The sequence below is a fragment of the Pseudomonas koreensis genome, from assembly GCF_024169245.1.
Lineage (GTDB): Bacteria > Pseudomonadota > Gammaproteobacteria > Pseudomonadales > Pseudomonadaceae > Aquipseudomonas > Aquipseudomonas koreensis_F.
Window position 1 is genome coordinate 2,065,703 of sequence record NZ_JALJWP010000001.1, and the last position, 23,687, is coordinate 2,089,389.

Annotated in this window: 21 protein-coding genes; 9 read left to right on the plus strand and 12 right to left on the minus strand. The window is 62.0% G+C overall.

Annotated features, from left to right (window positions below; translation table 11 throughout):
• Positions 1-5 precede the first annotated feature (5 nt).
• Positions 6-860 carry a MaoC family dehydratase gene (locus tag J2Y90_RS09280; RefSeq protein ID WP_253498780.1) on the minus strand — a complete coding sequence of 285 codons (855 nt, stop codon included), beginning with the start codon at positions 858-860 and terminating at the stop codon, positions 6-8.
• 2 nt (positions 861-862) lie between these two features.
• Positions 863-2,215: a 3-oxoacyl-ACP reductase gene (locus tag J2Y90_RS09285; protein ID WP_253498782.1), complete on the minus strand. Its 1,353-nt coding sequence runs from the start codon at positions 2,213-2,215 to the stop codon at positions 863-865.
• A 252-nt stretch (positions 2,216-2,467) separates the two neighbouring features.
• On the opposite strand from J2Y90_RS09285, the gene J2Y90_RS09290 reads away from it, so the two are divergent.
• From J2Y90_RS09290 to J2Y90_RS09300, 3 genes are all read left to right on the plus strand, one after another.
• Positions 2,468-3,745 carry an acetyl-CoA C-acetyltransferase gene (locus J2Y90_RS09290; protein ID WP_253498784.1) on the plus strand — a complete coding sequence of 426 codons (1,278 nt, stop codon included), beginning with the start codon at positions 2,468-2,470 and terminating at the stop codon, positions 3,743-3,745.
• A gap of 430 nt (positions 3,746-4,175) precedes the next feature.
• A complete protein-coding gene (locus J2Y90_RS09295) occupies positions 4,176-5,072 on the plus strand; it encodes a PA4780 family RIO1-like protein kinase (RefSeq protein WP_253498786.1) in 897 nt (298 codons plus the stop codon).
• A gap of 166 nt (positions 5,073-5,238) precedes the next feature.
• Positions 5,239-6,447, plus strand: a complete 1,209-nt coding sequence (locus tag J2Y90_RS09300) for an MFS transporter (RefSeq protein ID WP_253498788.1) — start codon at positions 5,239-5,241, stop codon at positions 6,445-6,447.
• Here J2Y90_RS09300 and cueR read toward each other — a convergent pair.
• The 3 genes from cueR to J2Y90_RS09315 all read right to left on the minus strand — a co-directional run bounded on the left by cueR (position 6,401) and on the right by J2Y90_RS09315 (position 9,761).
• On the minus strand, positions 6,401-6,814 hold the full coding sequence (gene cueR, locus J2Y90_RS09305) for a Cu(I)-responsive transcriptional regulator (RefSeq protein ID WP_016771827.1): 414 nt from the start codon (positions 6,812-6,814) through the stop codon (positions 6,401-6,403). The two genes, J2Y90_RS09300 and cueR, sit on opposite strands and share 47 nt — an antisense overlap.
• The gene (cueA, locus tag J2Y90_RS09310) at positions 6,811-9,204 is read right to left on the minus strand and encodes a copper resistance metal-translocating P1-type ATPase CueA (RefSeq protein ID WP_253498791.1); all 2,394 of its coding nucleotides are present in this window, start codon (positions 9,202-9,204) and stop codon (positions 6,811-6,813) included. The genes cueR and cueA overlap by 4 nt, the downstream gene beginning before the upstream one ends.
• Before the next feature lie 173 nt (positions 9,205-9,377).
• On the minus strand, positions 9,378-9,761 hold the full coding sequence (locus J2Y90_RS09315) for a hypothetical protein (RefSeq protein ID WP_253498792.1): 384 nt from the start codon (positions 9,759-9,761) through the stop codon (positions 9,378-9,380).
• 148 nt (positions 9,762-9,909) lie between these two features.
• On the opposite strand from J2Y90_RS09315, the gene J2Y90_RS09320 reads away from it, so the two are divergent.
• Together J2Y90_RS09320 and J2Y90_RS09325 are read left to right on the plus strand one after the other, a co-directional pair.
• Positions 9,910-10,107: a heavy-metal-associated domain-containing protein gene (locus J2Y90_RS09320; RefSeq protein ID WP_253498793.1), complete on the plus strand. Its 198-nt coding sequence runs from the start codon at positions 9,910-9,912 to the stop codon at positions 10,105-10,107.
• An 87-nt stretch (positions 10,108-10,194) separates the two neighbouring features.
• A complete protein-coding gene (locus J2Y90_RS09325) occupies positions 10,195-11,391 on the plus strand; it encodes a multidrug effflux MFS transporter (protein ID WP_253498794.1) in 1,197 nt (398 codons plus the stop codon).
• A 17-nt stretch (positions 11,392-11,408) separates the two neighbouring features.
• Here J2Y90_RS09325 and J2Y90_RS09330 read toward each other — a convergent pair whose 3' ends face one another.
• Complete coding sequence (locus tag J2Y90_RS09330; RefSeq protein WP_016771823.1) at positions 11,409-11,582, minus strand: hypothetical protein; 174 nt, start codon at positions 11,580-11,582, stop codon at positions 11,409-11,411.
• A gap of 152 nt (positions 11,583-11,734) precedes the next feature.
• A complete protein-coding gene (locus J2Y90_RS09335) occupies positions 11,735-12,748 on the minus strand; it encodes a zinc-binding alcohol dehydrogenase family protein (RefSeq protein ID WP_253498795.1) in 1,014 nt (337 codons plus the stop codon).
• 134 nt (positions 12,749-12,882) lie between these two features.
• Between J2Y90_RS09335 and J2Y90_RS09340 the strand changes: the two genes are divergently transcribed.
• The 3 genes from J2Y90_RS09340 (at position 12,883) to J2Y90_RS09350 (ending at position 16,374) form a co-directional block, all read left to right on the plus strand.
• Complete coding sequence (locus tag J2Y90_RS09340) at positions 12,883-13,812, plus strand: LysR family transcriptional regulator (protein WP_253498796.1); 930 nt, start codon at positions 12,883-12,885, stop codon at positions 13,810-13,812.
• A 317-nt stretch (positions 13,813-14,129) separates the two neighbouring features.
• Positions 14,130-14,864, plus strand: coding sequence for an ArsR/SmtB family transcription factor (locus J2Y90_RS09345; protein WP_253498797.1), 735 nt, complete (start codon positions 14,130-14,132; stop codon positions 14,862-14,864).
• A 127-nt stretch (positions 14,865-14,991) separates the two neighbouring features.
• Positions 14,992-16,374: an MFS transporter gene (locus tag J2Y90_RS09350; protein WP_253498798.1), complete on the plus strand. Its 1,383-nt coding sequence runs from the start codon at positions 14,992-14,994 to the stop codon at positions 16,372-16,374.
• 131 nt (positions 16,375-16,505) lie between these two features.
• Here J2Y90_RS09350 and J2Y90_RS09355 read toward each other — a convergent pair whose 3' ends face one another.
• The 3 genes from J2Y90_RS09355 to J2Y90_RS09365 all read right to left on the minus strand — a co-directional run bounded on the left by J2Y90_RS09355 (position 16,506) and on the right by J2Y90_RS09365 (position 19,724).
• A complete protein-coding gene (locus J2Y90_RS09355; RefSeq protein WP_024011466.1) occupies positions 16,506-17,459 on the minus strand; it encodes an adenosine deaminase in 954 nt (317 codons plus the stop codon).
• An 80-nt stretch (positions 17,460-17,539) separates the two neighbouring features.
• Entirely contained in the window at positions 17,540-18,505 is a 966-nt protein-coding gene (locus tag J2Y90_RS09360; protein ID WP_253498801.1) for a 2-oxoglutarate and iron-dependent oxygenase domain-containing protein, read from the minus strand.
• A 145-nt stretch (positions 18,506-18,650) separates the two neighbouring features.
• Entirely contained in the window at positions 18,651-19,724 is a 1,074-nt protein-coding gene (locus J2Y90_RS09365; RefSeq protein WP_253498804.1) for a BMP family ABC transporter substrate-binding protein, read from the minus strand.
• Positions 19,725-20,011: 287 nt separating this feature from the next.
• On the opposite strand from J2Y90_RS09365, the gene J2Y90_RS09370 reads away from it, so the two are divergent.
• A complete protein-coding gene (locus J2Y90_RS09370) occupies positions 20,012-21,103 on the plus strand; it encodes a calcium:proton antiporter (protein WP_042609771.1) in 1,092 nt (363 codons plus the stop codon).
• Between the two features lie 124 nt (positions 21,104-21,227).
• Here the strand turns inward: J2Y90_RS09370 and J2Y90_RS09380 are convergent, their stop codons facing one another.
• Together J2Y90_RS09380 and J2Y90_RS09385 are read right to left on the minus strand one after the other, a co-directional pair.
• Positions 21,228-22,586 (minus strand): 8-oxoguanine deaminase, encoded by a 1,359-nt coding sequence (locus J2Y90_RS09380; protein ID WP_253498806.1) that lies wholly within the window; start codon positions 22,584-22,586, stop codon positions 21,228-21,230.
• Positions 22,587-22,833: 247 nt separating this feature from the next.
• Complete coding sequence (locus tag J2Y90_RS09385) at positions 22,834-23,520, minus strand: SDR family oxidoreductase (RefSeq protein WP_016771812.1); 687 nt, start codon at positions 23,518-23,520, stop codon at positions 22,834-22,836.
• Positions 23,521-23,687: the final 167 nt, after the last annotated feature.

The window sequence follows — 23,687 nt, forward strand, 5'->3', positions numbered from 1 at the left end:
TCAGATCAGGCGATCGGTTGCCATTGGCCGACCATATGTTCCAGATCGCCAGCACCGATCAGGCGCAATTCGCCGCTGGAGCCTGCTGCGCTCGCCAGCAACGTCACTTCACTGGGCAGGCGCACCGGTTTGTGAAAGTGCACGGCGATTTCCAGGTTGGCTTTGGGCAGGTGATCAGAGAGCGCCGCCAGCGTGCGTGCCTTGTTCCACAAGCCATGCGCGATCGCCGTGGGAAAACCGAACAGCTTGGCGCTCGCTGCACTCAGGTGAATCGGGTTGTAGTCGCCGGAGACTTTCGCATACTGGCGACCTATATCCGCCGGCGCCGTCCAGCGCGTCACCTCTAGCAAATCCTGCGACAGCTCCCAGTCCTGAGCCTGCGCCTCGCCCTCAAGTTTCACGCCGCGACAGAGCATCCGGCTCTCAGCCTCCCACAGCGGCCCGAGCTGATCGTCCAGGGTGGTGAGCAGATCGAACGTCGCGCCCTTGGCATGTGGCTGCAGGTTGTGCACGCGAACGCTGACTTGCGCGCGACTGATAGCCCCCATCGGGCGCAACACGCGAATGCGGTTGCTCAGGTGAATCAGCCCGAGCAGCGGGAACGGAAAGTCCTTGGCCGTGAGCAATTGCATCTGCAAGGCGAAGGCGAGGATGTGTGGATAGGTCGGCGGCAGCAGGCCGTCATCAACGAAACCGCAGACCTTGCGATAAGCCGCCAGCCGCTTGCGGTCGATATCGACCCAGCAGCGCAGACCGCTCTCGGGCAGTTGCGTGCCGGTGATTTTGCGCCGTGTCGCCGCCCGCGAATAAAGCCCCGGCAGACTCGGTTCGCGGTCCAGCGTTTGCCATTCGATGCTCATGCTCAAGCCCCCAGAACACTTTGCCCACAGACTCGCAGCGCCTGCCCGGTGAACGCGCCCGTGCCCGGTTGCGCCAACCACGCCACGGCTTCGGCGACGTCTTGCGGCAAGCCGCCCTGCCCCAGTGAACTCATGCGCCGCCCGGCCTCGCGCAAACCGAACGGAATGTGCGCAGTCATTTGCGTCTCGATAAAACCGGGGGCGACGGCGTTGATGCTGATCCCGCGTTCCAGCAGTGTCGGAGCCCAGGCCTGGGCCAGACCGATCAGGCCAGCCTTGCTTGCCGCGTAGTTGGTCTGCCCGCGATTGCCGGCGATGCCGCTGATCGAGGCGAGCAGGACCACCCGTGCGTTGTCGCGCAGGGTGCCGCTGTCGAGCAGGGCCTTGGTCAGCACTTGGGGCGCATTGAGGTTGACGGCCAGCACTGCGTCCCAGAATTCCGGGGTCATGTTGGCCAGGGTCTTGTCGCGGGTGATGCCGGCGTTGTGCACGAGGATGTCGAGGCCGTCGGGCAGGTGCTCGATCAATTGCGTGGCGGCATCATCGGCGCAGATATCGAGGGTGATCGCGCGGCCGCCGAGGCGGGCGGCGAGGGCTTCGAGGTCGGTCTTGGCCGGCGGCACATCGAGGAGGATAACCTCGGCGCCATCGCGCGCGAGGGTTTCTGCGATCGACGCGCCAATGCCCCGCGCAGCACCGGTAACCAGTGCCTTGCGCCCGGCCAGCGGTCGGGTCCAGTCGGCCACCGGCGTGGCGCACGCGGCCAGACGAATTACCTGGCCGGAAACGAATGCACTTTTCGGCGAGAGGAAGAATCGCAGTGGGCCTTCCAATTGATCTTCGGCACCTTCACCGACGTAGATCAACTGCAACGTGCCGCCGCCGCGCAGCTCCTTGGCCAGCGAGCGCGAGAAGCCTTCGAGTGCGCGTTGTGCGCTGGAGGCGAACGGATCACGCAGGGATTCCGGCGCGCGACCAAGGATCACCAGATGCGCGCTATGGTCAAGATTCTTCATCAATGGCTGGAAGAATTCGCGCAACTGCTTGAGCTGGTCGGTGTGCTGCAGATCGCTGGCGTCGAAGACCACCGCTTTGAGTTTCGGCCCGTGGCCGGGAATCCATGCGGTGGCCAGCGAGGGCTCGGTGCCGTAGCTGTAGATTGCATCGGTCAAGCGATTGGCAAAGACACTGATCCGCTCGGCCAGTGGCCCGCCACCGATCAACAGCGCACCCTCGATCGGCCGCAGACGCCCCGCTTGCCAGCGTTCCAGCCGCACCGGCGACGGCAGGCCCAAGGCCCCGACCAGACGATGGCCGAAGGATGAGTTGGCGAAGTCGATATAGCGGTCAGACATGGAACGCTCTCCAGAAGTTGGGGTTCAAAGTGTGGACTGTCCACGGCAATCAATCGTTCGATCGGCGCATTAAGGCCTACGCTGGAACATTCAGGTTTAGCAGGTATTGCAGACATGCGCGGACCCTGTGGGAGCGAGCTTGCTCGCGAAGGCTTCGTATCAGCCAGTAACAGTGGTGAATGTGTTGCCGTCTTCGCGAGCAAGCTCGCTCCCACAGGGTTGTTTCAACCAGAACTTTTCTAAGGAGCTTTTATGACCCAGCTGCGCCGCGTCGCGATCATCGGCGGTAACCGCATCCCTTTCGCCCGTTCCAACGGGCCGTACGCCACGGCCAGCAATCAGGCGATGCTGACGGCCGCGCTGGAAGGCCTGATCGAGCGCTACAACCTGCATGGCCAACGCATCGGCGAGGTGGTAACGGGCGCGGTGCTTAAATTGTCACGGGATATGAACCTGACCCGCGAGTGCGTGCTCGGCTCGCGCCTGTCTCCAGCGACGCCGGCCTATGACATTCAGCAAGCCTGCGGCACGGGTCTGGAAGCGGCGTTGCTGGTGGCCAACAAGATCGCCCTCGGCCAGATCGATTGCGGGATTGCCGGCGGCGTCGACACCACTTCCGATGCGCCGATCAGCGTCAGCGAAGGGTTGCGCAGGATTCTCCTGCAAGCCAACCGCGCCAAGAGCACCGGCGAAAAACTGAAAACCCTGCTGCAGCTGCGCCCCCGGCACCTGATCCCTGAATTCCCGCGCAACGGCGAGCCGCGCACTGGCCTGTCGATGGGTGAACACTGTGAATTGATGGCGCAGACCTGGAATATTCCCCGCGAAGAACAGGATCAACTCGCCTTCGAAAGTCATCACAAACTCGCCGCTTCCTACAGCGAAGGCTGGCACAACGATCTGATGACGCCGTTTCTTGGCCTGACCCGCGACAACAACCTGCGTCCGGACCTGACCCTGGAAAAACTCGCCGCGCTGAAACCGGCGTTCGAGAAGAGCGCCAAGGGCACGTTGACGGCGGGCAACTCCACGCCGCTCACCGATGGCGCTTCGGTGGTGTTGCTTGGCACTGAGGAATGGGCCAAAGAGCGCGGCTTGCCGATCCTCGCTTACCTGCGCGACGGCGAAGCGGCGGCGGTGGATTTCGTCAACGGTGCCGAGGGCCTGCTGATGGCGCCGGTGTACGCCGTGCCACGCTTGCTGGCGCGCAACGGCCTGACCTTGCAGGATTTCGACTACTACGAGATTCACGAAGCCTTCGCCGCGCAGGTGTTGTGCACGCTCAAGGCCTGGGAAGATCCCGAATATTGCAAAACCCGTTTGGGACTCGACGTACCGCTGGGATCGATTGATCGCAGTCGGCTCAACGTCAAGGGCAGTTCGCTGGCGGCGGGGCATCCGTTCGCCGCGACGGGCGGACGGATTGTGGCGAACCTGGCCAAGCTGCTGGATGCGGCCGGCAAGGGCCGGGGATTGATTTCGATCTGTGCGGCAGGCGGGCAGGGTGTCACTGCCATTATCGAACGCTGAAAAAGCCCCTCACCCTAACCCTCTCCCAAAGGGAGAGGGGACCGAGTGGGGGATGCTTGAAATCGACGCCGACCTGAGCGTCCTTCACCGAATCCAAAGTTGCGATTAAAGCCATAATCGCTGCGGTCTCTCAGGTCGATGTATTACGGGAGACATCTCGGTCGGCCCCCTCTCCCTCTGGGAGAGGGCTGGGGTGAGGGCCATCAGGTCACACCATTTATGTCAGATTCTGTCGCAAATGCCCTTGCCGGCCGATACCAATCAATGCCACGGTCTCGGCTATGATTCGCCCCGGTCGCTACGTTCGATCCGGCACAGTGTGTGCATCCTCAAGGTTCACAGGTCGGCAACCCCTCCCCGTCGGGCGAGGATTGCCGTATAACGAGTGACATTCGCGTGTTTGGTAATAAAGGACCCACAATAAAAGCTGATGAAGACTCCAAAACGCATTGAACCCCTGATCGAGGACGGTCTGGTCGACGAAGTGCTGCGTCCACTGATGAGTGGCAAAGAGGCAGCTGTTTATGTAGTGCGCTGCGGCAATCAGTTACGTTGCGCCAAGGTCTACAAGGAGGCGAATAAACGCAGTTTCCGCCAGGCGGCCGAGTATCAGGAAGGCCGCAAGGTTCGTAACAGTCGTCAGGCGCGGGCCATGGCAAAGGGGTCCAAGTTCGGTCGCAAAGAGACCGAAGACGCCTGGCAGAACGCCGAAGTGGCGGCGCTGTTCCGTTTGGCCGGTGCCGGCGTGCGAGTGCCGAAACCCTACGACTTCCTCGACGGCGTGCTGTTGATGGAGCTGGTGGCGGATGAATTCGGCGACGCCGCGCCGCGTCTGAACGATGTGGTGCTGGAGCCGGATCAGGCGCGCGAGTATCACGCGTTCCTGATTTCGCAGATCGTGCTGATGTTGTGTACCGGTCTGGTGCACGGTGACCTCTCCGAGTTCAACGTGCTGCTGACACCGACCGGCCCGGTCATCATCGACCTGCCCCAGGCAGTCGACGCTGCAGGCAACAACCACGCGTTCAGCATGCTTGAGCGTGACGTTGGCAACATGGCTTCGTACTTCGGCCGTTTCGCGCCGGAGTTGAAAAAGACCAAGTACGCCAAGGAAATGTGGGCGTTGTACGAAGCCGGCACCTTGCACCCGAACAGTGTGCTGACCGGCGAGTTCGACGATCCGGAGGACTTGGCCGATGTCGGCGGGGTGCTGCGAGAGATCGAAGCGGCGCGCCTCGACGAGGAACGCAAGCAAGCCATTCGCGCGGCGGACGAAGCGCCGAAAGGCAAACCCGAAGAACCGCCTCCACCGCCGTGGATGCAGTGATCGCCTGACGAGAAACCCGGCTTCGGCCGGGTTTTTTGTGCCTGCGCTTTTTCCGCAAACGCGAGCATGCCCTTGTAGGAGCTGCCGAAGGCTGCGATCTTTGCTGTTGCTTTTAAAGGGCAGATCAAAAGATCGCAGCCTTCGGCAGCTCCTACAAGGACCGTATGTGAGTACCCCGCGCAACACCCACCTGATCGTCAGCGCCCGGCTGATCTCCGATTTCGGCGCCTTCCTCAACATGGTCGCGCTGGCCACTTACGTTTATCTGCTGAGCAACAGCGCCATGAGTGTCGGCTTCTTCCTCGCCAGCCGTGTCGGTGGCGGGATTTTCGCCAGTCTTATCGGCACGCGCTTCTACCGGCGCTGGCAGGGCCGCGCGCCGCTGATTGCTTTCGATCTGTTGCGCGCTGCACTGCTGGGGCTGCTGTTGGTCACACCGGCGAATCAGCAGACATGGCTGTTGCCGTTCATTGCATTCGGCCTTGGCCTGGGCAATTCAATGTTCGCCATCGGCCTCAACAGCCAGTTGCCGCGCTTGATCGACCCGGCGCACCTGCTCAAGGCCAACGCCTGGATCACCTCAGCCTCTTCAGCCGCGATGGTTGGCGGCAGTCTGGTGTCGGGTTTGCTGGTGGCCGCTTTCGGTTTCGAAACGGTTTTCGCCCTCAACGCGTTGACCTATCTGCTCGCCGCGCTGCTGATCGTGCCACTGCGTTTCGAGAAAGCAGACATCAGCGAACAGCCGGAACGCGGCGAATGGTTTGCACTTCGGCAGGGCTTGCGCTCGGCGCCGGTGGTCGCGGCGATGCTTGCAGTCACCATGGCCGACACCTTGGGCAGTGCTGCGCATAATGTTGGCTTCCCGATCATTGCGAAACTGCTCACCCCGGACGCGGCCAGCACGACGTTGGGCCTGGCGCTGGCGGTATGGGCCAGCGGCAAACTGCTCGGCGCGCGCATCGCCAGTCGTCTGAAGGGCTCGGAGAATCGCCATCTCGAACGCAGGTTTTTCTGCGGTGTGGCGCTGATGTCCTGCGGCTTCATCCTGATGTTCCAGCAACACAGTCTCCTGGGGCTGCTGCTGTTCGCCTTGCCAGCGGGAATGGGCGATGGCGTTTCCGAAGTGAGCCTGCTGTCACGGCTGCAACGGGAACCTGCGGCTTTGCGCCTGCCGATTTTCAGTGTGCTGACCTTGCTGCAGATGACCGGTTTCGGCATCGGCATGCTGGTTGCCGCACCGTTCTATGCGTGGTGGACGCCAGGGGCCGTGGTCATGCTGTTCCACGGCATTCCCCTCGGCACCCTGTGCGTGGTGACGCTGTTGCGGATCAGGCGCGAGCGGGTTGCGCGCAGCAGCCCGACGCCAGTTCCTTGAGGATCGGGCAATCCGGGCGGTGATCACCGCTGCAGTGCTCGACCAGATCCTGCAGGGTGTCGCGCAACTCGCCGAGCTCGCGGATCTTCTGGTTCAACTCGTCGATGTGCTGGCGCGCCAGTGCCTTCACATCGGCGCTCGCGCGCTGGCGATCCTGCCAGAGGGTCAGCAGCTTGCCGACCTCCTCCAGGGAAAAGCCCAGATCCCGCGAGCGCTTGATGAACGCCAGCGTGTGCAGGTCATCGCTGCCATAGACTCGATAACCACTGTCGGTGCGATTGGCCGCTTTGAGCAGGCCGATCGACTCGTAATAGCGAATCATTTTTGCACTCAGGCCACTCTGCCGGGCCGCTTGGCCGATGTTCATCGGTGTTCCTCCAGGTCCTTGGGTTTCCAGGTTTTCAACAGTAGCGCATTGCTCACCACGCTGACGCTCGACAGCGCCATCGCCGCACCCGCCAGCACCGGATTGAGGAAGCCGAATACCGCCAGCGGAATGCCGATCAGGTTATAGACAAAGGCCCAGAACAGGTTCTGACGAATCTTCGCGTAGGTCTTGCGGCTGATCTCCAGTGCCGCGGGCACCAGTCGCGGATCGCCGCGCATCAAGGTGATGCCGGCTGCATGCATGGCGACATCGGTGCCGCCGCCCATGGCGATGCCGATGTCCGCAGCGGCGAGGGCCGGGGCGTCGTTGATGCCGTCGCCGACCATCGCGACCACACCGGTTTTCTTCAGCTCGGCGACGGTCGCGGCCTTGTCTGCCGGCAGCACTTCGGCGTGAACATTGCGGATGCCCAGCGCTTCGGCCACCACGCGCGCGCTGCCACGGTTGTCGCCGGTCAGCAGATGGCTGTGGATGTCCCGCGCGGCGAGTTGTTGCATCGCTTGCAGGGCGCCGGGTTTCAGCGTGTCACCGAAGGCGAACAGACCCAGCACCTTCGGTTCAGAACTTTGCTCAATCAACCACGACAATGTGCGGCCTTCGCTTTCCCAAGCCTCGGCGGATGCGCTCAAGTCACCGGGACTCAAAGCGCTTTCGTCGAGCATCCGCCGATTGCCCAGCGCCAGGCGCCGGCCATCAAGCGTGCCGGCGATGCCGCGTCCGGTCAGCGCCTGGCTGTCGCTGACATCGGGCACGTTCAAGCCGCGTTCGGCCGCTGCATCGAGCACTGCTTTGGCCAAGGGATGCTCGCTGCCGCGCTGCAAGGCACCGGCCAGTGTCAGCAGATTGTTTTCGTCGCCATCGACCGCGCTGAAGTGCGCGATACGCGGCGCGCCCGAGGTCAGCGTGCCGGTCTTGTCGAATACCACAGTGCTGACTTCATGGGCGCGCTCCAGCGCTTCGGCGTCCTTGATCAAAATGCCGTGGCGCGCGGCGACGCCGGTACCGGCCATGATCGCCGTCGGGGTGGCGAGGCCGAGGGCGCACGGGCAGGCGATCACCAGCACGGCGACGGCATTGATCAACGCGGTTTCCAGCGGCGCGCCATACAGCCACCAGCCGATCAGCGTGGCCAGGGCGATCAGCAACACGGTCGGCACGAAGACCTGGCTGACCTTGTCCACCAGTTTCTGAATCGGCGCTTTCGCCGCTTGCGCGTCCTCGACCAGACGAATGATCCGCGCCAGCACAGTTTCCGCACCGAGGGCCTGGGTGCGCACCAGCAAACGACCTTCGCCATTGATCGCGCCGCCGGTGACCTTGTCTCCCGGTTGTTTCGGCACCGGCAGGCTCTCGCCGCTGATCAGCGCTTCGTCGGCGTGGCTCTGGCCTTCGACGACTTCGCCATCCACCGGGAAGCGTTCGCCGGGTTTGACCAGCACCAGATCGTCGAGGCGCAGGGCGCTGATCGCGACGTCCTGCTCACGGCCATCGATCACTTGAATCGCCCGCTCCGGCCGCAGTGCTTCGAGGGCGCGGATGGCGCTGGCGGTCTGGCGTTTGGCGCGGCTCTCAAGATATTTGCCGAGCAATACCAGGGCGATGACCACGGCCGAGGCTTCGAAGTACAGGTGCGGCATGCGTCCGGCGGCGCTGGCCCATTCATACACGCTCAGCCCATAACCGGCGCTGGTGCCGAGGGCGACGAGCAGGTCCATGTTGCCGGCGCCGGCGCGCACGGCTTTCCACGCCGCGACATAAAAGCGTGCGCCGAAGATGAATTGCACGGGTGTGGCGAGGGCGAACTGCGCCCAGGCCGGGAGCATCCAGTGAATGCCGAACGGCTGCAGCAACATCGGCAGCACCAGCGGCAGGGCGAGGGCGATCGCGCAGATCAATGCCCAGCGCTCACGGTGCAGACGTTTTTGCTGGTCATCGGATTGTGCCCGCTCGGCTTGCCAGACGCTGGCCGAATAACCGGCCTTGCTCACCGCATCGAGCAGGGTTTGTGCATCGACCTGGCCGAGCAGTTCGATATGCGCACGTTCGTTGGCCAGATTAACGCTGACACTGTTCACGCCGGCGACTTTGCTCAAGGCACGTTCGACGCGACCGACGCAGGACGCACAGGTCATGCCGTCGATGCTCAGCTCGACGGTTTGCCGGGGCACGCTGTAACCGGCGCGCTCCACGGCTTGCATCAGCGCCGGCAGGCTGTCGCCGGGCGCCTGCACTCGCGCCTGCTCGGTGGCGAGGTTGACGCTGACGGCGCTGGCGCCGCTGACCTTGCGCAAGGCCCGCTCGACACGCCCGGCGCAACTGGCGCAGGTCATGCCGGCAATCGGCAGGTCGAAAGTGGTGGATTCGGACATCGGTCGCGCTCCCTGTAGTGGATGCCTACAGGATCAACCTTGCCATGCGGGCAAGGTCAAGCACCATTCTTGTGGGAGCGAGCCTGCTCGCGAATGCGGTGCATCATTCAGCAATCATGTTGACTGCCCGGCGCTTTCGCGAGCAGGCGCGCTCCCACAGGTCGGGTATTGGCTCAGTAACCCAGGCCAGCCGGCTTCAGGTACACGCCTTCAGCATTCATCGCCAGGCGGAACTTCAGCACATCCCCGGCATGCAGCACGACTTCCTGCGAACCCGGCGCCAGCATGCCGGGATTGCAACCCGGCGCCTGGCCCGGCAGCAGTTTCAAACGCAGCGAAACCTTGCCCGGCGGCAGGTTGAACGAAGTGCTCTGCTCCTGGAACAGGCGCGCCGAGAGCTGGTCCTCGATGTACACGCCGATCTCGCACGAAGTCGCAACTTCGAGGCGCTCGCGGGAAATGATCAGTACCGCGTAATCCTCGCCGGCGGCTTGCACCTGCGGGACGGCGGCGAAAAGGCTGAGCAAGCCAAACAGGCTCAAAGCTGACCAGCGCATGGCTGAATCTCCTGAATTCGAGTCATTGATGCACGCAGCTTGGCCGAGCGCGGCGCCGATTGCCAGCCCGGCAGTTTTTCGCAGAACTTGACCTTGCCATCGTGGCAAGCTCGAGACTGCCGGCAACCTCACTCAAGGAGTCTTTCCCATGCAAGTGTTCAACGTTCAAGGCATGTCCTGCGGTCATTGCGTCAAAGCCATCACCCAAGCGGTGCAGGCTCTGGATCCGGCGGCCAGCGTGCGCGTCGACCTGGCAGCCAAAGAAGTCGGCGTCGAGAGCGCGCTGAATGCCGATCAGGTCATCGCAGCGATTCGCGAAGAAGGTTATGAGGTGAAGCTCGTCTGAAATTGATCGTTAGCGAGCTATCGGAATGTTCAAGGCGTCCGGGCACGGCTAGACTGTCGGGCTGCGACTTGCCCACCTGGATGCCTGATGAATTTCCGCACGATTTTGATACTCGGCGCCTTGAGCGCCTTCGGTCCTTTGGCGATCGACTTCTATTTACCCGCGTTTCCGGCCATGGCGCTGGCGTTCGGCACCGATGAGCAGCATGTTCAGCTGACGCTGGCGGCGTACTTCCTCGGCCTGTCCCTGGGCCAACTGGCGTACGGGCCGATTTCCGATCGTTTCGGCCGGCGCCTTCCGCTGCTCAGCGGCGTTGCCCTGTTCACCCTGGCGTCATTCGCTTGCGCCTATGCGCCGAATCTGGAATGGCTGATCGGCGCGCGTTTCGTCCAGGCATTGGGCGGTTGCGCGGGCATGGTGATTTCCCGGGCGGTGGTTGCCGACAAGTGCGACGCGGTGGGCTCGGCGAAGGTGTTTTCCCAGCTGATGCTGGTGATGGGCCTGGCGCCGATTCTGGCGCCGATGCTCGGTGGGCTGCTGGTCAACACCACGGGTTGGCAGTCGATTTTTCTGGTGCTCACCGGCTTCAGTGCGGCGGCGGGTCTGGCGGTGGCACTGGGGCTGCCGGAAAGCATGCCGGCCCACGTGCCGCGCCAGCCGTTGTCCGGCGCATTGCGCCAGTACGCGCGACTGGTCAAGGATTCGGTCTACCTCGGCCATGCCCTGACCGGTGGCATTGCCATCGCCGGGATGTTCGCCTACATCGCCGGTTCACCGTTTGTGTTCATCAAGCTCTACGGCGTACCGGCCGAGCATTTCGGCTGGCTGTTCGGCACCAACGCGGCAGGCTTCATTCTGGTAGCGCAGGTCAATGCGCGTCTGCTCGCCAAGCGTGGCCCGGCGTTTCTGCTGGTGCGCGCGGTGTGGGTGTACTTCCTCGCCGGGCTGACGTTGCTGGCGGTGAGTGAGATGCGTCCTGATGCCCTGTGGCCGCTGCTGATTCCACTGTTCATCTGCATCGCCAGCCTCGGTTGCATCATTCCCAACGCCTCGGCCTGCGCGATGAACGGTCAGGGTGCCCGTGCTGGCAGCGCTTCGGCGATGCTCGGTTGCCTGCAATTCAGCATTGCCGCCGGGGCAGCTGCATTGGTGGGTGTGTTGCACGATGGCAGCGCCGTGCCGATGGCCATGGTCATCAGCCTGTGCGGGTTGCTGGTGGTAAGCGTCGCGCTTCTCACCCGGCGTCTGCAGAATGCCCGGGCGCTGGCGCAAGCCCGGATTTGAAGCCCTGCCTGGAAAGCTCAGCCGGCGGCGCGCTGCTGGCTGGGTTCGGGGATCCGGTGGGGCGCGCAGAGTCGCGCTTCGAGGGTGCGCGTGAAGGCCAAAGCTTCGGCTTCACTGCGAAAGGTCACGACATGCTGGTCCAGACGTACCTGCCACTGAGACTTCGCCACTTCTTTTATCAGGATCTTCATTGCTGACCTCCCTTGCGTAAAAGATGTATCGCAGAGGCTTCGATTGTAGACCCCTATCTGCGCGCAATTGTGACAAGGGTCAGGCAACTGACTGACGGCAAAAAGCCCCGTAACCGCTCTGGCATGACGAGCGACTGCGGGGCTTTTATTGTTTAGAAACCTTCTAAAACAATTTTTCCCTTGGCCTTGCCGCTTTCCAGCAGCTCATGGGCGCGCCGCAGGTTGGCCGCGTTGATCCCGCCGAAGTGCTCGCCCAGCGTGGTCTTCAAGGTACCGGCGTCAATCAGCTCGGCGACGCGGTTGAGCAGCTTGTGCTGTTCGATCATGTCCGGCGTTTCGAACAGCGAGCGGGTGTACATGAACTCCCAGTGCAGCGACAGGCTCTTGCGCTTGAGCAGGCTGATGTCGAGCGACTTCGGATCGTCGATCAGCGCCAGTTTGCCTTGCGGCGCGAGGGCTTCGACCAGTTGCACCAGATGCTGGTCGGTCTGGGTCAGGCTGGCGACGTGGGTCACGCTGTCGATGCCGGCGCGTTTCAATTCTTCGCTCAGGGGCTGGCTGTGATCGATGACCAGATCGGCACCCAGTTCACTGACCCACTCACGGGTTTGTGGGCGGGAAGCGGTGCCGATGACTTTCAGGCCGGTCAGCTGTTTGGCCAATTGGGTGAGGATCGAGCCGACGCCGCCCGCCGCACCGACGATCAGCAGGCTCTGGCCTTGATCGGTGCTGCCTTCGCTGATCTGCAGGCGCTCGAAAAGCAATTCCCAAGCGGTGATCGCGGTCAGCGGCAGCGCGGCGGCTTCGGCAAAATTCAAGGATTTGGGCATGTGGCCGACGATGCGCTCATCGACCACGTGCAGTTCGCTGTTGCCACCGGCCCGGGCAATCGAACCGGCGTAGAACACCTTGTCGCCCGCTTTGAACAGGGTTACGTCGCTGCCGACCGCCTTGACCACACCGGCAACGTCCCAGCCCAGCACTTTCGCCGCGCCGTTTTCCGGCGCCGCGTTCTGCCGCACTTTAGTGTCGACCGGGTTGACCGAGATGGCTTTGACCTCCACCAGCAGGTCGCGGGGGCCGGCGACCGGTTCCGGCAGTTCAATGTCCTGCAGCGACCTGGCGTCGCTGATCGGCAGGGACGCGTAATAGGCGATGGCTTTCATGGAGGGCTCCGTACTGTTGATAGAAGGAAATCGGGATGAATTCAATGGAGGCCATAATTGGCTATTTCTCTGCGCGATAAAACCGGCTAAAAGAGCAGTCTCTTTCAATATTTTTTTGATAATCGAGACTGAGCATGCTGCGTTTTGATGACCTGCAGTTGTTTGTCCGCGCCGCAGATCTCGGCAGCCTGTCAGCGGCAGCGCGGGGGATGGACATGTCCGCAGCCGTGGCCAGTGCGGCGTTGAAGCGCATCGAGCAGCAACTGGGCGCACGCCTGCTGGCGCGTTCGACCCGCAGCCTGCGTCTGACCGCCGAGGGTGAAGGCTTCCTCGAATATGCCCGCGCCGCCCTGAGCAACCTCGAAGAAGGCCGGCGCTTGCTGGCCAGCGGTCAGGATCAGGTCAGCGGGATTTTGCAGCTTTCAGCACCCTCTGATTTCGGGCGCAATCTGCTGCTGCCGTGGCTCGATGCATTTCAGCGGGAACACCCGAAACTGACGGTGCGCCTGCTGCTGGGTGACCGCATCGCCGACCTGTTTCGGCAACCGGTGGACATCGCCTTGCGCTATGGCGAGCCGGAAGATTCCAGCCTGATTGCCTTGCCCATCGCGCCACACAATCGCCGGGTGTTGTGCGCATCGCCCGACTATGTGGCCCGACACGGCGAGCCGCGCCAGCTCGAGCAACTGGCCCAGCACAACTGCCTGTTGTACATGCTCGGCAGCCGCGTTCACGACCACTGGAGTTTTCACGATGGCAAGCGCGAAGTCAGTCTGACCGTCAGCGGCGATCGCTTCAGCGATGACGCCGACGTGGTGCGGTTATGGGCGCTGGCCGGTGCCGGGATCGCCTATAAGTCCTGGCTCGACGTGGGTACCGATGTGCTCGCCGGGCGCCTCAAGGTACTAATGCCAGAACTGCTGTGTGAGCGCGCACCGCTGAATCTGTTGTGCGCCCATCGCGCACAATTGAGTAAGCCGGTGAACCTGCTGAGGGAGATGCTCGCCAGTCGATGCGCCGAATTGAGTAGTCAATTTCCCGCTTTCCACAAAGTTGATCATTAGTCGCAGGCAAATAGAGAAATTTCTGTCAGGAACAATCGCCACCTGCGCAGGCCCAGGCGCAGGACGTCTGGCTTAACCCGCTTATACTAGCGCCCGCCTCATGCCTGCACTGACACCCCGGCGCGCAGACCCCGTAACGCGTTGCCGGCTTTTGGTGACGGTTGCAACTTCTGCTGCCAGGTTGTGTGCCGGAGCAGCTTGTGTCGGTGGCATGCCTTGCCCCGATTCAGGGCGATTTTCGCGTGTTGGCCGATGACCCAATAGCGGCCAAGATGTCTCCGAGCGGTAGACGATACGATTCAACAGGGAGTGAACATATGGAACATGCACCGTGCATCAGCCAGATCGCTACATTGCTGGCCGACCCCAAGCGCAGCGCAATGATGTGGGCGTTGATGGATGGCTCGGCGCGGCAAGCCGAAGAGCTGGCGCTGCTGGCCGGGCTCTCGCCGTCGTCGGCCAGTGCGCATCTGGGGCGACTGTCCGCGGGTGGTCTGTTGAGCGTCGAAATGCGTGGGCGCAAACGCTTCTTTCGTCTGGCAGCCCCGGAAGTTGGCGCGGCGATCGAAGCATTGGCCAGCGCCACCATTGCCAGCGCGCCACGGCAAATCCCCGCCGCGCTGAAACGCGCCACGCCAATGGTCAGGCCGCAGGCAGCACCGTCTTCGCTGTTGCGCGCGCGGTTCTGCGACGATCATCTGGGCGGCACCCTGGCGGCCGATCTGTACCAGCGCCTGCTCGATGCCGGCTGGATCGAACAGCTTGAGCAACGGGTGGTAGTGACGCACAAAGGCTCCACTCAACTGGCCCAGCGCGGCGTATTCATTCAGGCCCTGGCGCACCGCAACGTGCAGGTCGCCTGCGCCTGCCCGGACTGGAGCGAGCGCCGTCCGCACATGGGCGGCTCACTGGGCGCGGCGTTATTGCAGTTGTTCATGCAATCCGGCTGGCTGACCTTGCCCAACGACTCTCGCGCTTTACAGTTGACTGCCACCGGCCAGCGCGAAATCCATCGCTTTGCCAAGGAAACCGAGCTGGAAACAGCGTTCTAGAGCCTTCCTTTGCGATGACCTGAGGTGCAACGTCGTCTACGACTGTGAACAGGTCGCATCCAGTACGGCCTCCGAATGACCATCACGCACACTCGATCCGGGGATTTTCCGGATGGGGGAGCACAACATGAATACACAACGCTTTAGCGCGGCAGAGCGCCTGGAACGGCTGCCGGTCAGTGGTTATCACCGCGTCATTTTCATCATCATCGCCCTGGCGTTTTTCTTCGATTCCATGGATCTGGCGATGATGACCTTCCTGCTCGGCTCGATCAAAGCCGAGTTCGGGCTGAGCAGTGCACAGGCGGGGCTGCTGGCCAGTTCGAGCTTTTTCGGCATGGTGCTCGGGGCGTCGTTGTCGGGGATGCTCGCCGACCGCTTCGGACGCAAACCGGTGTTTCAGTGGAGCATCGTGCTATGGGGCGTGGCCAGTTACCTGTGTTCAACAGCGCAGACGGTGGAGACGCTGACGCTGTTCCGCATCCTGCTGGGAATCGGCATGGGCATGGAGTTTCCCATCGCACAATCAATGTTGTCTGAGCTGATTCCGGCGCAGCGGCGCGGGCGCTACATCGCCCTGATGGACGGCTTCTGGCCGCTGGGGTTTGTCGCGGCCGGGGTGCTCTCGTACTTCCTGCTGCCGCTGATTGGCTGGCGCGATATCTTTCTGGTGCTGGCGGTGCCGGCGGTGTTCGTTCTGGCGATCCGCTTTTTCATTCCCGAGTCACCGCGCTGGCTGGAACAGGCCGGCCGCGACGCCGACGCGGACAAGGTGCTGGACGGCATCGAAGCGCGGGTGCGTGCTTCGATGGGCGGTGCAGCGTTGCCGGAACCGGTTCGTCTGCCGCGCACGGTGACGCCACCGGGCAATTTCTTCTCAGCACTCAAGCAGATCTGGTCGCCGCAATATCGCCAGCGCACGACGATGATCTGGAGCCTGTGGTTCTTTGCATTGCTGGGTTTCTATGGGCTGACATCCTGGCTCAGCGCATTGCTGCAGCAGTCGGGTTTTGCCGTGACGCAGTCGGTGTATTACACGGTGCTGATCTCGCTCGGCGGGATTCCCGGATTCCTCATGGCGGCGTGGCTGGTCGAGCGCTGGGGACGTAAACCGGTGTGCATCGTCACCTTGCTCGGCGGCGGGGTGATGGCGTTTCTCTATGGGCAGAGCGCGGTGTTCGGCGGCAACGTGGCGTTGCTGATCGGCACCGGGCTGTTGATGCAGTTTTTCCTGTTCGGCATGTGGGCGGTGCTCTACACCTACACGCCAGAGCTGTACCCGACGTCGGCACGGGCAACCGGCTCGGGATTCGCCTCGGCGATCGGCCGCGTCGGTTCGTTGCTCGGGCCACTGGTGACCGGGCTGGTATTCCCGATTACCGGGCAGGGCGGGGTGTTCGCGCTGGGCGCGGCGTGCTTTGCGATCGCGGCGGGGGTGGTGTGGCTATTCGGGATGGAGACGCGGGGCAAGACCCTGGAAGAGCTTACTGAAACCGAAGTCACGGGCTAACGCTGATCAAAACTGTGGGAGCGAGCTTGCTCGCGAAAGCGGTGTATCAAACAACATCTGCGTTGGATGACACACCGCTTTCGCGAGCAAGCTCGCTCCCACATTGGGTTATGCAGGTTATGCGGTGTTGCTTACGGTTTTACCAACCGCGCATCCAGGCTGTTCTGCGCCAGGCGCTTGGCCTGATCCTGGGTCATGCCCAGATGTTCGTGCAGCGCGTGGAAGTTTTCGGTCACGTAACCGCCGAAATACGCCGGGTCATCGGAGTTCACCGTGACCTTCACGCCGCGCTCGAGCATGTCGAGGATGTTGTGCTGCGACATGTGATCGAACACGCAGAGCTTGGTGTTCGACAGCGGGCATACGGTCAGCGGGATCTGCTCGTCAATGATCCGCTGCATCAGGCGCTCGTCTTCGATGGCGCGCACGCCATGGTCGATGCGCTGGATTTTCAGCAGATCGATGGCTTCCCAGATGTACTCCGGCGGGCCTTCTTCACCGGCGTGGGCGACGGTAAGGAAGCCTTCGTCGCGGGCGCGATCGAAGACGCGTTTGAACTTGCTCGGTGGGTGGCCCATCTCGGAACTGTCGAGACCGACCGCGACAAACGCGTCACGGAACGGCAGCGCCTGATCGAGGGTTTTCTGTGCTTCGTCTTCGCTGAGGTGGCGCAGGAAGCTGAGGATCAAACCGCTGCTGATGCCCAGTTGCGTCTCGCCATCCTTGAGGGCGGCGGCGATGCCGTTGAGCACCACCTCAAACGGGATGCCGCGATCGGTGTGGGTTTGCGGATCGAAGAACGGTTCGGTATGAATCACGTTCTGCGCCTTGCAGCGCAGCAGGTAGGCCCAGGTCAGGTCGTAGAAATCCTGCGAGGTGCGCAGCACATCGGCCCCCTGGTAATACAGGTCGAGAAATTCCTGCAGGTTGTTGAAGGCGTAAGCCTTGCGCAGGGTTTCCACGTCGCTCCACGGCAGGGCGATCTTGTTGCGCTCGGCCAAGGCGAACAGCAGTTCAGGCTCCAGCGAACCTTCCAGATGCAGGTGCAGTTCGGCTTTGGGCAGGGCGTTGAGCCAGTCGTACATAGTCTTTTCTCATCAGGTGCAATGCCGGCATTCTACAGAGGCTGGCCGCAACAATTAGCAAAACCTGACCAGGTGATCGATCAAACCGCCTCTTGCTCGCGGCGATAGGCGTAGGTATCGGCGAAGCGCGACAGCAGGAATTCGGCACAGGTGGTGGTCGGATATTTCGCCGGATGCTCTGTGTCCTGACAACCGGGCAGGCATTCGATGCGCGTGTCCGGGTGCGGTTCGGCGAAGAACGGCATCGAATAGCGATCCACACCCAGGGGGCTGATCACCCGGTGTGGCGTCGAGCGATAACGGTCGTTGCTCCAGCGCGCCATCATGTCGCCGAGGTTGACCACGAACGTGCCGTCGATCGGTGGCGCGTCGATCCATTCACCTTTGACGTTCTTCACCTGCAAACCGCCGGCGCTGTCCTGATAGAGCAGGGTGATGCAGCCGTAATCGGTATGGGCACCGGCGCCTTGCTGCTCGGCGGAACTGGCGGTGTGACGCGGCGGGTAATGGATCATGCGCAACACGCTGACCGGTTCGACAAAACGCGTATCGAAGAAATCGCGCTCGATGCCCAGCGCAATGGTCATCGCCCGCAACAGGGTTTGCGCCAGCGCCTGCATGTCGAGGTAATGCTGCTCCATCAGCGATTCCCAGCCGGGTTGCGTCGGATGGCGATTGGGGCCGCGCAAGGGTTTTTCCGCGAGCACCTCGGGATGCTCGGCCGGCAGGTGCAGGCCCATGTCGAAGGTCTCTTTGAGGTCACTGGGTTTGTACGGGTCCAGCTGCTCGGTGGCAATCGCACCGTAGCCGCGATGATGGCGGGTCTGGGTGATGTCGATTCTGAGTTTTTCTGCGGCGGGCAAGGCGAAGAAGCGCTGGGCGTGATCGAGCAGGGCGTCGATGCGCTGTGGGGAAATCGGATGGCCCTTGATATAGAAAAAGCCCCACTCGCGACAGGCTTGGTCGATCTGCTCGGCCACGGCGGGCCAGGCGTTTTCATCGGTGCTGTAGAGCGGGCTGATGTCGATGACGGGAAGCTGATTCATACACAATCCTTGAATACGCTGTGTTTCCAATGTGGGAGCGAGCCTGCTCGCGAAGAGGGAGTGTCAGACAACATTTTTGTTTAATGACACACCGCTTTCGCGAGCAGGCTCGCTCCCACAGGGTGTTGTGTGGTGAATCGGGGGACTACTTCGGCATCTCGGCCTTCATGCCCTCGACGTAATAATTCATCGACGCCAGTTCCGCGTTGGTGGCGCTCACGCCCGCCGGGATTTTTTCCACACCGGCCTGATCCTTGATCGGCCCGGTAAATGGCTGCAATGCACCGCTTTTGATGTCGGCGATCAACTGCTCGGCCTCGGCTTTCACCGGCGCCGGCACCAGATCGCTGATCGGCAGTTCAACCGTGCTTTCCTTCAGCCCGCCCCAGTAATCCTGGGATTTCCAGGTGTGATCGATCACACCTTGCGTTGCCTGAATGTAGTGCGGCGCCCAGTCGTTGACGATTGACGTCAGCACGGCTTTCGGGCCGAAGTGGGCCATGTCCGAGGCGTAACCCACGGCGTACACGCCGCGTCGTTCGGCAGCCTGGATCGGCGCCGGGCTGTCGGTGTGCTGGAACACCACGTCGACGCCCTGATCGATCAGCGCGTTGGCGGCATCGGCCTCTTTACCCGGGTCGAACCAGGAGTTGACCCACACCACTTTGATCTCGGTGCCAGGGTTGTACTTGTTCAAGGCCAGCTGGATGGCGTTGATATCGCGGATCACTTCCGGAATCGGGAACGAGGCGACGTAGCCGATCTTCCTGGTCTTGGTCATCTTCGCCGCGAGGAATCCGCTGACGTAACGGCCCTCGTAAGTGCGCGCGAGATAGGTGCCAAGATTCTTGTCCTGCTTGTAGCCGGTGGCGTGTTCGAAAATCACCTTGGGAAATTGTTTGGCGACTTTCACCGTCGGGTTCATGTAGCCGAATGACGTGGTGAAGATCAGGTCGTATTTGTCCTTGGCCATGTTGCGGATCACCCGCTCGGCGTCGGCGCCTTCGGCGACGTTTTCCACGTAGTTGGTGGTGATCTGCGGGCCGAATTTTTCCGCCAGGGCCTTGCGCCCCTGTTCATGCTGATACGTCCAGCCGTGGTCACCGATCGGGCCGATGTAGACGAAACCGACCTTCAGCGGATCGGCAGCGCTGGCGCTCAGGCTGATTCCCAGACCGATGGCGGTGTACAGCAGTTTGTGCAGCGGACGTATTGGCATGAACCCGAACCCCATTTTGTTGTGTGTGCTCAGGACCAATGCAAATTGCTGACCAACAGGACAACAAACTTTCGAGAACCGCGTGATGGCTATCGCGAGCAGGCTCACTCCTAAGGGGGAATGCATTTCAACTGTAGGAGTGAGCCTGCTCGCGATAGGGCCCTCAAGGCCAATAAAGGTGCACCTGACGAAGCACCGCCATGGGTTGGTGCGCGAAGATGTAACGAAACGTTAGCGCCGCCCGGCAGTCAGTAGCTTCATCAGCTCTTTTCGGCAGAAGGCCCGCCATGCTCTCGATCCTCAAACAAGAAAGCTTCCTGCTGCTGGCAGTCCTTGCCGCGTGCGTCGCTTATCCACTGGAACACTGGCTGCTGCACAGCGGCCAGATCGTCGCGCTGGTCGGCGGTCTGCTGCTGATCGCCTTCATCGTCGCCGCTTCGATGCGCGTCGCCCATCACGCCGAATTGCTCGCGGAGAAGGTCGGCGATCCCTACGGCACGATGATCCTCACGCTCTCGGCGGTGCTGGTCGAAGTGGTGATTCTGGCGATCATGATGAGCAACGAGGCCTCGGCGACGCTGGTGCGCGACACGATTTATTCAGCGGTGATGCTCGACATCAACGGCATCCTTGGCCTCGCCGCGCTGATGGGCGGGATCAAACACGGCGAGCAGTCCTACAACGACGATTCGGCGCGCAGCTACAGCGTGATGATCCTCACTGCGATGGGGGTGTCGATGGTGGTGCCGGAATTCATTCCCCAGGCCAACTGGAAGATTTATTCGGCGTTCACCATCGGCGCGATGGTGGTGCTTTACGCGCTGTTTCTGCGCATGCAGGTCGGCCCGCACAGTTACTTTTTCAGCTACAGCTACCCGGACAAACGCCGCCGCAAAGAACCCGTCGAGCAGGAACCGAAACCGGTCAGCCTGGCGCTGTCGATCGGCATTCTGGTGTCGGGGGTGGTGATCATCGGCGCGCTGGCCGAGGTCATGTCGAAGACGCTTGATCTGGGCCTGGAGGGCACGGGCGCGCCGCCGGTGATCACGGCGATTCTGGTGGCGGCGATTTCGGCGGCGCCGGAGATTCTGACCGCACTGCGTGCAGCACTGGCCAATCGTATGCAATCGGTGGTCAACATTGCGATGGGCGCGTCACTGTCGACGGTGATCCTCACCGTGCCGGTGATGGAGGCGATGGCGCTGTACACCGGCCAGCCGTTTCAAATGGCGATGACCCCGGTGCAGACAGTGATGATCTTCATCACCCTGATCGTCAGCGCGATCAACCTCAATGACGGCGAAACCAACGCCATCGAGGGCATGACCCACTTTGTGCTGTTTGCCACATTCATCATGTTGTCCCTGCTGGGCCTCTGAGGGCGACGCAAAAACAACTGTGGGAGCGAGCTTGCTCGCGAAAGCGGTGTATCAGTCACCACAAGTACTGACTGACACGACGCCTTCGCGAGCAAGCTCGCTCCCACAGGGATTGTTGATTGGATCAGGTACCGGCGATCAGCTGGCGAGCGGCCTGGCTGTGATCGGCAATCAGACCTTCCAGATCCAACCCTTCAACCTGGCCATCAATCACACGCCACTTGCCGCCAATCATCACCCGATCAGCCCGATCAGCGCCGCACAGCAACAATGCCGAAATCGGATCATGGCTACCGGAGAAGCGCAGTTCATCGAGCTTGAACAACGCCAGATCCGCCTGCTTGCCCACGGCAATCTCACCAATATCGGTACGCCCCAATAAGCTCGCCGAACCCTTGGTCGCCCAGCCCAGCACGCGCTCCGGGGTGATCTTTTCTGCGCCGTAACGCAGGCGCTGGATGTACAACGCCTGACGCGCTTCGAGGATCATGTTCGAAGCATCGTTGGACGCCGAACCGTCCACACCGAGACCGAACAGCGCGCCGGCGTCGGTCAGCTCGATGCTCGGGCAGATCCCGGACGCCAGGCGCATGTTCGAGCTCGGGCAATGGCAAATACCGGTGCCGGCCTGGCCGAGGCGGGCGATTTCGTCGGGGTTGAAATGGATGCCGTGGGCCAGCCAGGTACGCGGGCCGAGCCAGCCGACGCTGTCCAGATAATCCACGGTGCGCAGGCCGAAGCGTTGCAGGCAGAAATCTTCCTCATCGAGGGTTTCCGCCAGGTGCGTGTGCAGACGCACATCGAGCTGGTTGGCCAGATCAGCGCTGGCCGACATGATTTCCGGGGTCACCGAAAATGGCGAACACGGCGCCAGGGCGATCTGGATCTGCGCGCCGTCGCCACGCTCGTGGTACTCGTGAATCAGCCGCTGGCTGTCATCGAGAATCACCTGACCTTCCTGCACCGTTTGTTGCGGAGGCAGGCCGCCGTCCTTCTCGCCGAGGCTCATCGAACCGCGCGTGAGCATGGCGCGCATGCCCAGTTCCCGCACGGTTTCGACCTGCACGTCGATGGCATTTTCCAGACCGTCCGGGAACAGATAGTGATGGTCAGCGGCGGTAGTGCAGCCCGAGAGCAGCAATTCGGCGAGCGCCACTTTGGTTGCGAGGGCGAGTTTTTCCGGGGTCAGACGCGCCCACACCGGGTACAGGGTTTTCAGCCACGGAAACAACGGCTGATTGACCACCGGCGCCCAGGCGCGAGTCAGGGTTTGATAGAAGTGGTGGTGAGTGTTGATCAGGCCCGGCAGGATCACCTGTTCGCGGGCATCGAACACTTCATTGCACGGCGCCGACGGCTGCTGACCGCCAGCGAGCACTTCGACGATGACACCGTCCTGCACGACAAGGCCGCCACGGGCATCAAGCTCGTTGGAGGTGAAAATGGCGAGGGGATTTTTTAACCAGATACGGGTCGCAGGCATTGTGGCCGGCTCCTCTGAAAGTTGGGTTCAGGGTTGCCAGCTCAGTGTTGCCCTGTCTGCTGATCCAGGGTCGCCGCGAAGGACGAGGCGCGCAGTTTCAAACAAATCGCCCCATCGGGCAAGCCCAACCCGACCATTCACCACGAACCCCGTGTAGGAGCTGCCGAAGGCTGCGATCTTTTGATCTTGATCTTGAAAATCAAAAGATCGCAGCCTTCGGCAGCTCCTACACAGGAGATTCGTAGACTTACCAGGGAATGGTTTCACCCTTGTAATTGACGAAGTGATGCCCGCCCTTGCCGGTAAACGCGTTGACCTGATCGATCAGCCCGCGGGTGCTGGTCTCGACATCGAGATCGGCGCCTTCGCCGCCCATGTCGGTCTTCACCCAGCCCGGGTGCAGCGACAGCACGGTCAATTTCTGCTCGCCCAGTTGCGTGACGAAACTGTTGGTCATCGAATTGAGGGCTGCCTTGCTCGCCTTGTACAGCGCCAGTTCCGGCGCGTCGGGCATGGTCACGCTGCCGAGCACCGAACTCATGAACGCCAGCACGCCGCTGCCGTCGCGGATCTGCCCGACGAAACGCTGGGCCAGGTTGATCGGCGCCACCGCGTTGGTGAAAAACAGTTGCCCGACCTCCGCCAGGGTCGCGCCGCCCGGCGTCTGCACGTCCGGGCCTTTGACCCCGGCGTTGACGAACAACAGATCGAAGGTTTCGCCCTTGAGCTTCTGGCTCAGGGCGATCACTGCTTGCTGATCGTCCATGTCGAGCTTCTCGATGCGCACATCACCCAGCGCTTGCAGCGCCTCGGCCTTCTGCGGGTTGCGCACGGTGGCAGTTACTTGCCAGCCATCACCCAGTAAGGTCTTCACCAGCCCGAGGCCCAAGCCCCGGGAGGCGCCGATGATCAGTGCGTTTTTTGCCTGAGACATGATGGGGTTTCCTTGAAAGTCAGCGTTCAGGATTCAATGGACACGCCTGACCGAGGCGCAGTTGCAGCTCTTGACGAAAAAAGCGGCTTTGACCCCGGAGCATACTCCAGGCTTCTTGAGTTTCTCGAGGGTGTTTGATCAGAAATAGTTGTGGGTCGTGCTCCAGG

Bases quoted from the DNA above. Each gene is read 5' to 3' on its own strand.
- J2Y90_RS09280 (WP_253498780.1), bottom strand. From the start codon at position 860: ATGAGCATCGAATGGCAAACGCTGGACCGCGAACCGAGTCTGCCGGGG.
- J2Y90_RS09285 (WP_253498782.1), bottom strand. From the start codon at position 2,215: ATGTCTGACCGCTATATCGACTTCGCCAACTCATCCTTCGGCCATCGT.
- J2Y90_RS09290 (WP_253498784.1), top strand. From the start codon at position 2,468: ATGACCCAGCTGCGCCGCGTCGCGATCATCGGCGGTAACCGCATCCCT.
- J2Y90_RS09295 (WP_253498786.1), top strand. From the start codon at position 4,176: ATGAAGACTCCAAAACGCATTGAACCCCTGATCGAGGACGGTCTGGTC.
- cueR (WP_016771827.1), bottom strand. From the start codon at position 6,814: ATGAACATCGGCCAAGCGGCCCGGCAGAGTGGCCTGAGTGCAAAAATG.
- cueA (WP_253498791.1), bottom strand. From the start codon at position 9,204: ATGTCCGAATCCACCACTTTCGACCTGCCGATTGCCGGCATGACCTGC.
- J2Y90_RS09315 (WP_253498792.1), bottom strand. From the start codon at position 9,761: ATGCGCTGGTCAGCTTTGAGCCTGTTTGGCTTGCTCAGCCTTTTCGCC.
- J2Y90_RS09320 (WP_253498793.1), top strand. From the start codon at position 9,910: ATGCAAGTGTTCAACGTTCAAGGCATGTCCTGCGGTCATTGCGTCAAA.
- J2Y90_RS09325 (WP_253498794.1), top strand. From the start codon at position 10,195: ATGAATTTCCGCACGATTTTGATACTCGGCGCCTTGAGCGCCTTCGGT.
- J2Y90_RS09330 (WP_016771823.1), bottom strand. From the start codon at position 11,582: ATGAAGATCCTGATAAAAGAAGTGGCGAAGTCTCAGTGGCAGGTACGT.
- J2Y90_RS09335 (WP_253498795.1), bottom strand. From the start codon at position 12,748: ATGAAAGCCATCGCCTATTACGCGTCCCTGCCGATCAGCGACGCCAGG.
- J2Y90_RS09340 (WP_253498796.1), top strand. From the start codon at position 12,883: ATGCTGCGTTTTGATGACCTGCAGTTGTTTGTCCGCGCCGCAGATCTC.
- J2Y90_RS09345 (WP_253498797.1), top strand. From the start codon at position 14,130: ATGGAACATGCACCGTGCATCAGCCAGATCGCTACATTGCTGGCCGAC.
- J2Y90_RS09350 (WP_253498798.1), top strand. From the start codon at position 14,992: ATGAATACACAACGCTTTAGCGCGGCAGAGCGCCTGGAACGGCTGCCG.
- J2Y90_RS09355 (WP_024011466.1), bottom strand. From the start codon at position 17,459: ATGTACGACTGGCTCAACGCCCTGCCCAAAGCCGAACTGCACCTGCAT.
- J2Y90_RS09360 (WP_253498801.1), bottom strand. From the start codon at position 18,505: ATGAATCAGCTTCCCGTCATCGACATCAGCCCGCTCTACAGCACCGAT.
- J2Y90_RS09365 (WP_253498804.1), bottom strand. From the start codon at position 19,724: ATGCCAATACGTCCGCTGCACAAACTGCTGTACACCGCCATCGGTCTG.
- J2Y90_RS09370 (WP_042609771.1), top strand. From the start codon at position 20,012: ATGCTCTCGATCCTCAAACAAGAAAGCTTCCTGCTGCTGGCAGTCCTT.
- J2Y90_RS09380 (WP_253498806.1), bottom strand. From the start codon at position 22,586: ATGCCTGCGACCCGTATCTGGTTAAAAAATCCCCTCGCCATTTTCACC.
- J2Y90_RS09385 (WP_016771812.1), bottom strand. From the start codon at position 23,520: ATGTCTCAGGCAAAAAACGCACTGATCATCGGCGCCTCCCGGGGCTTG.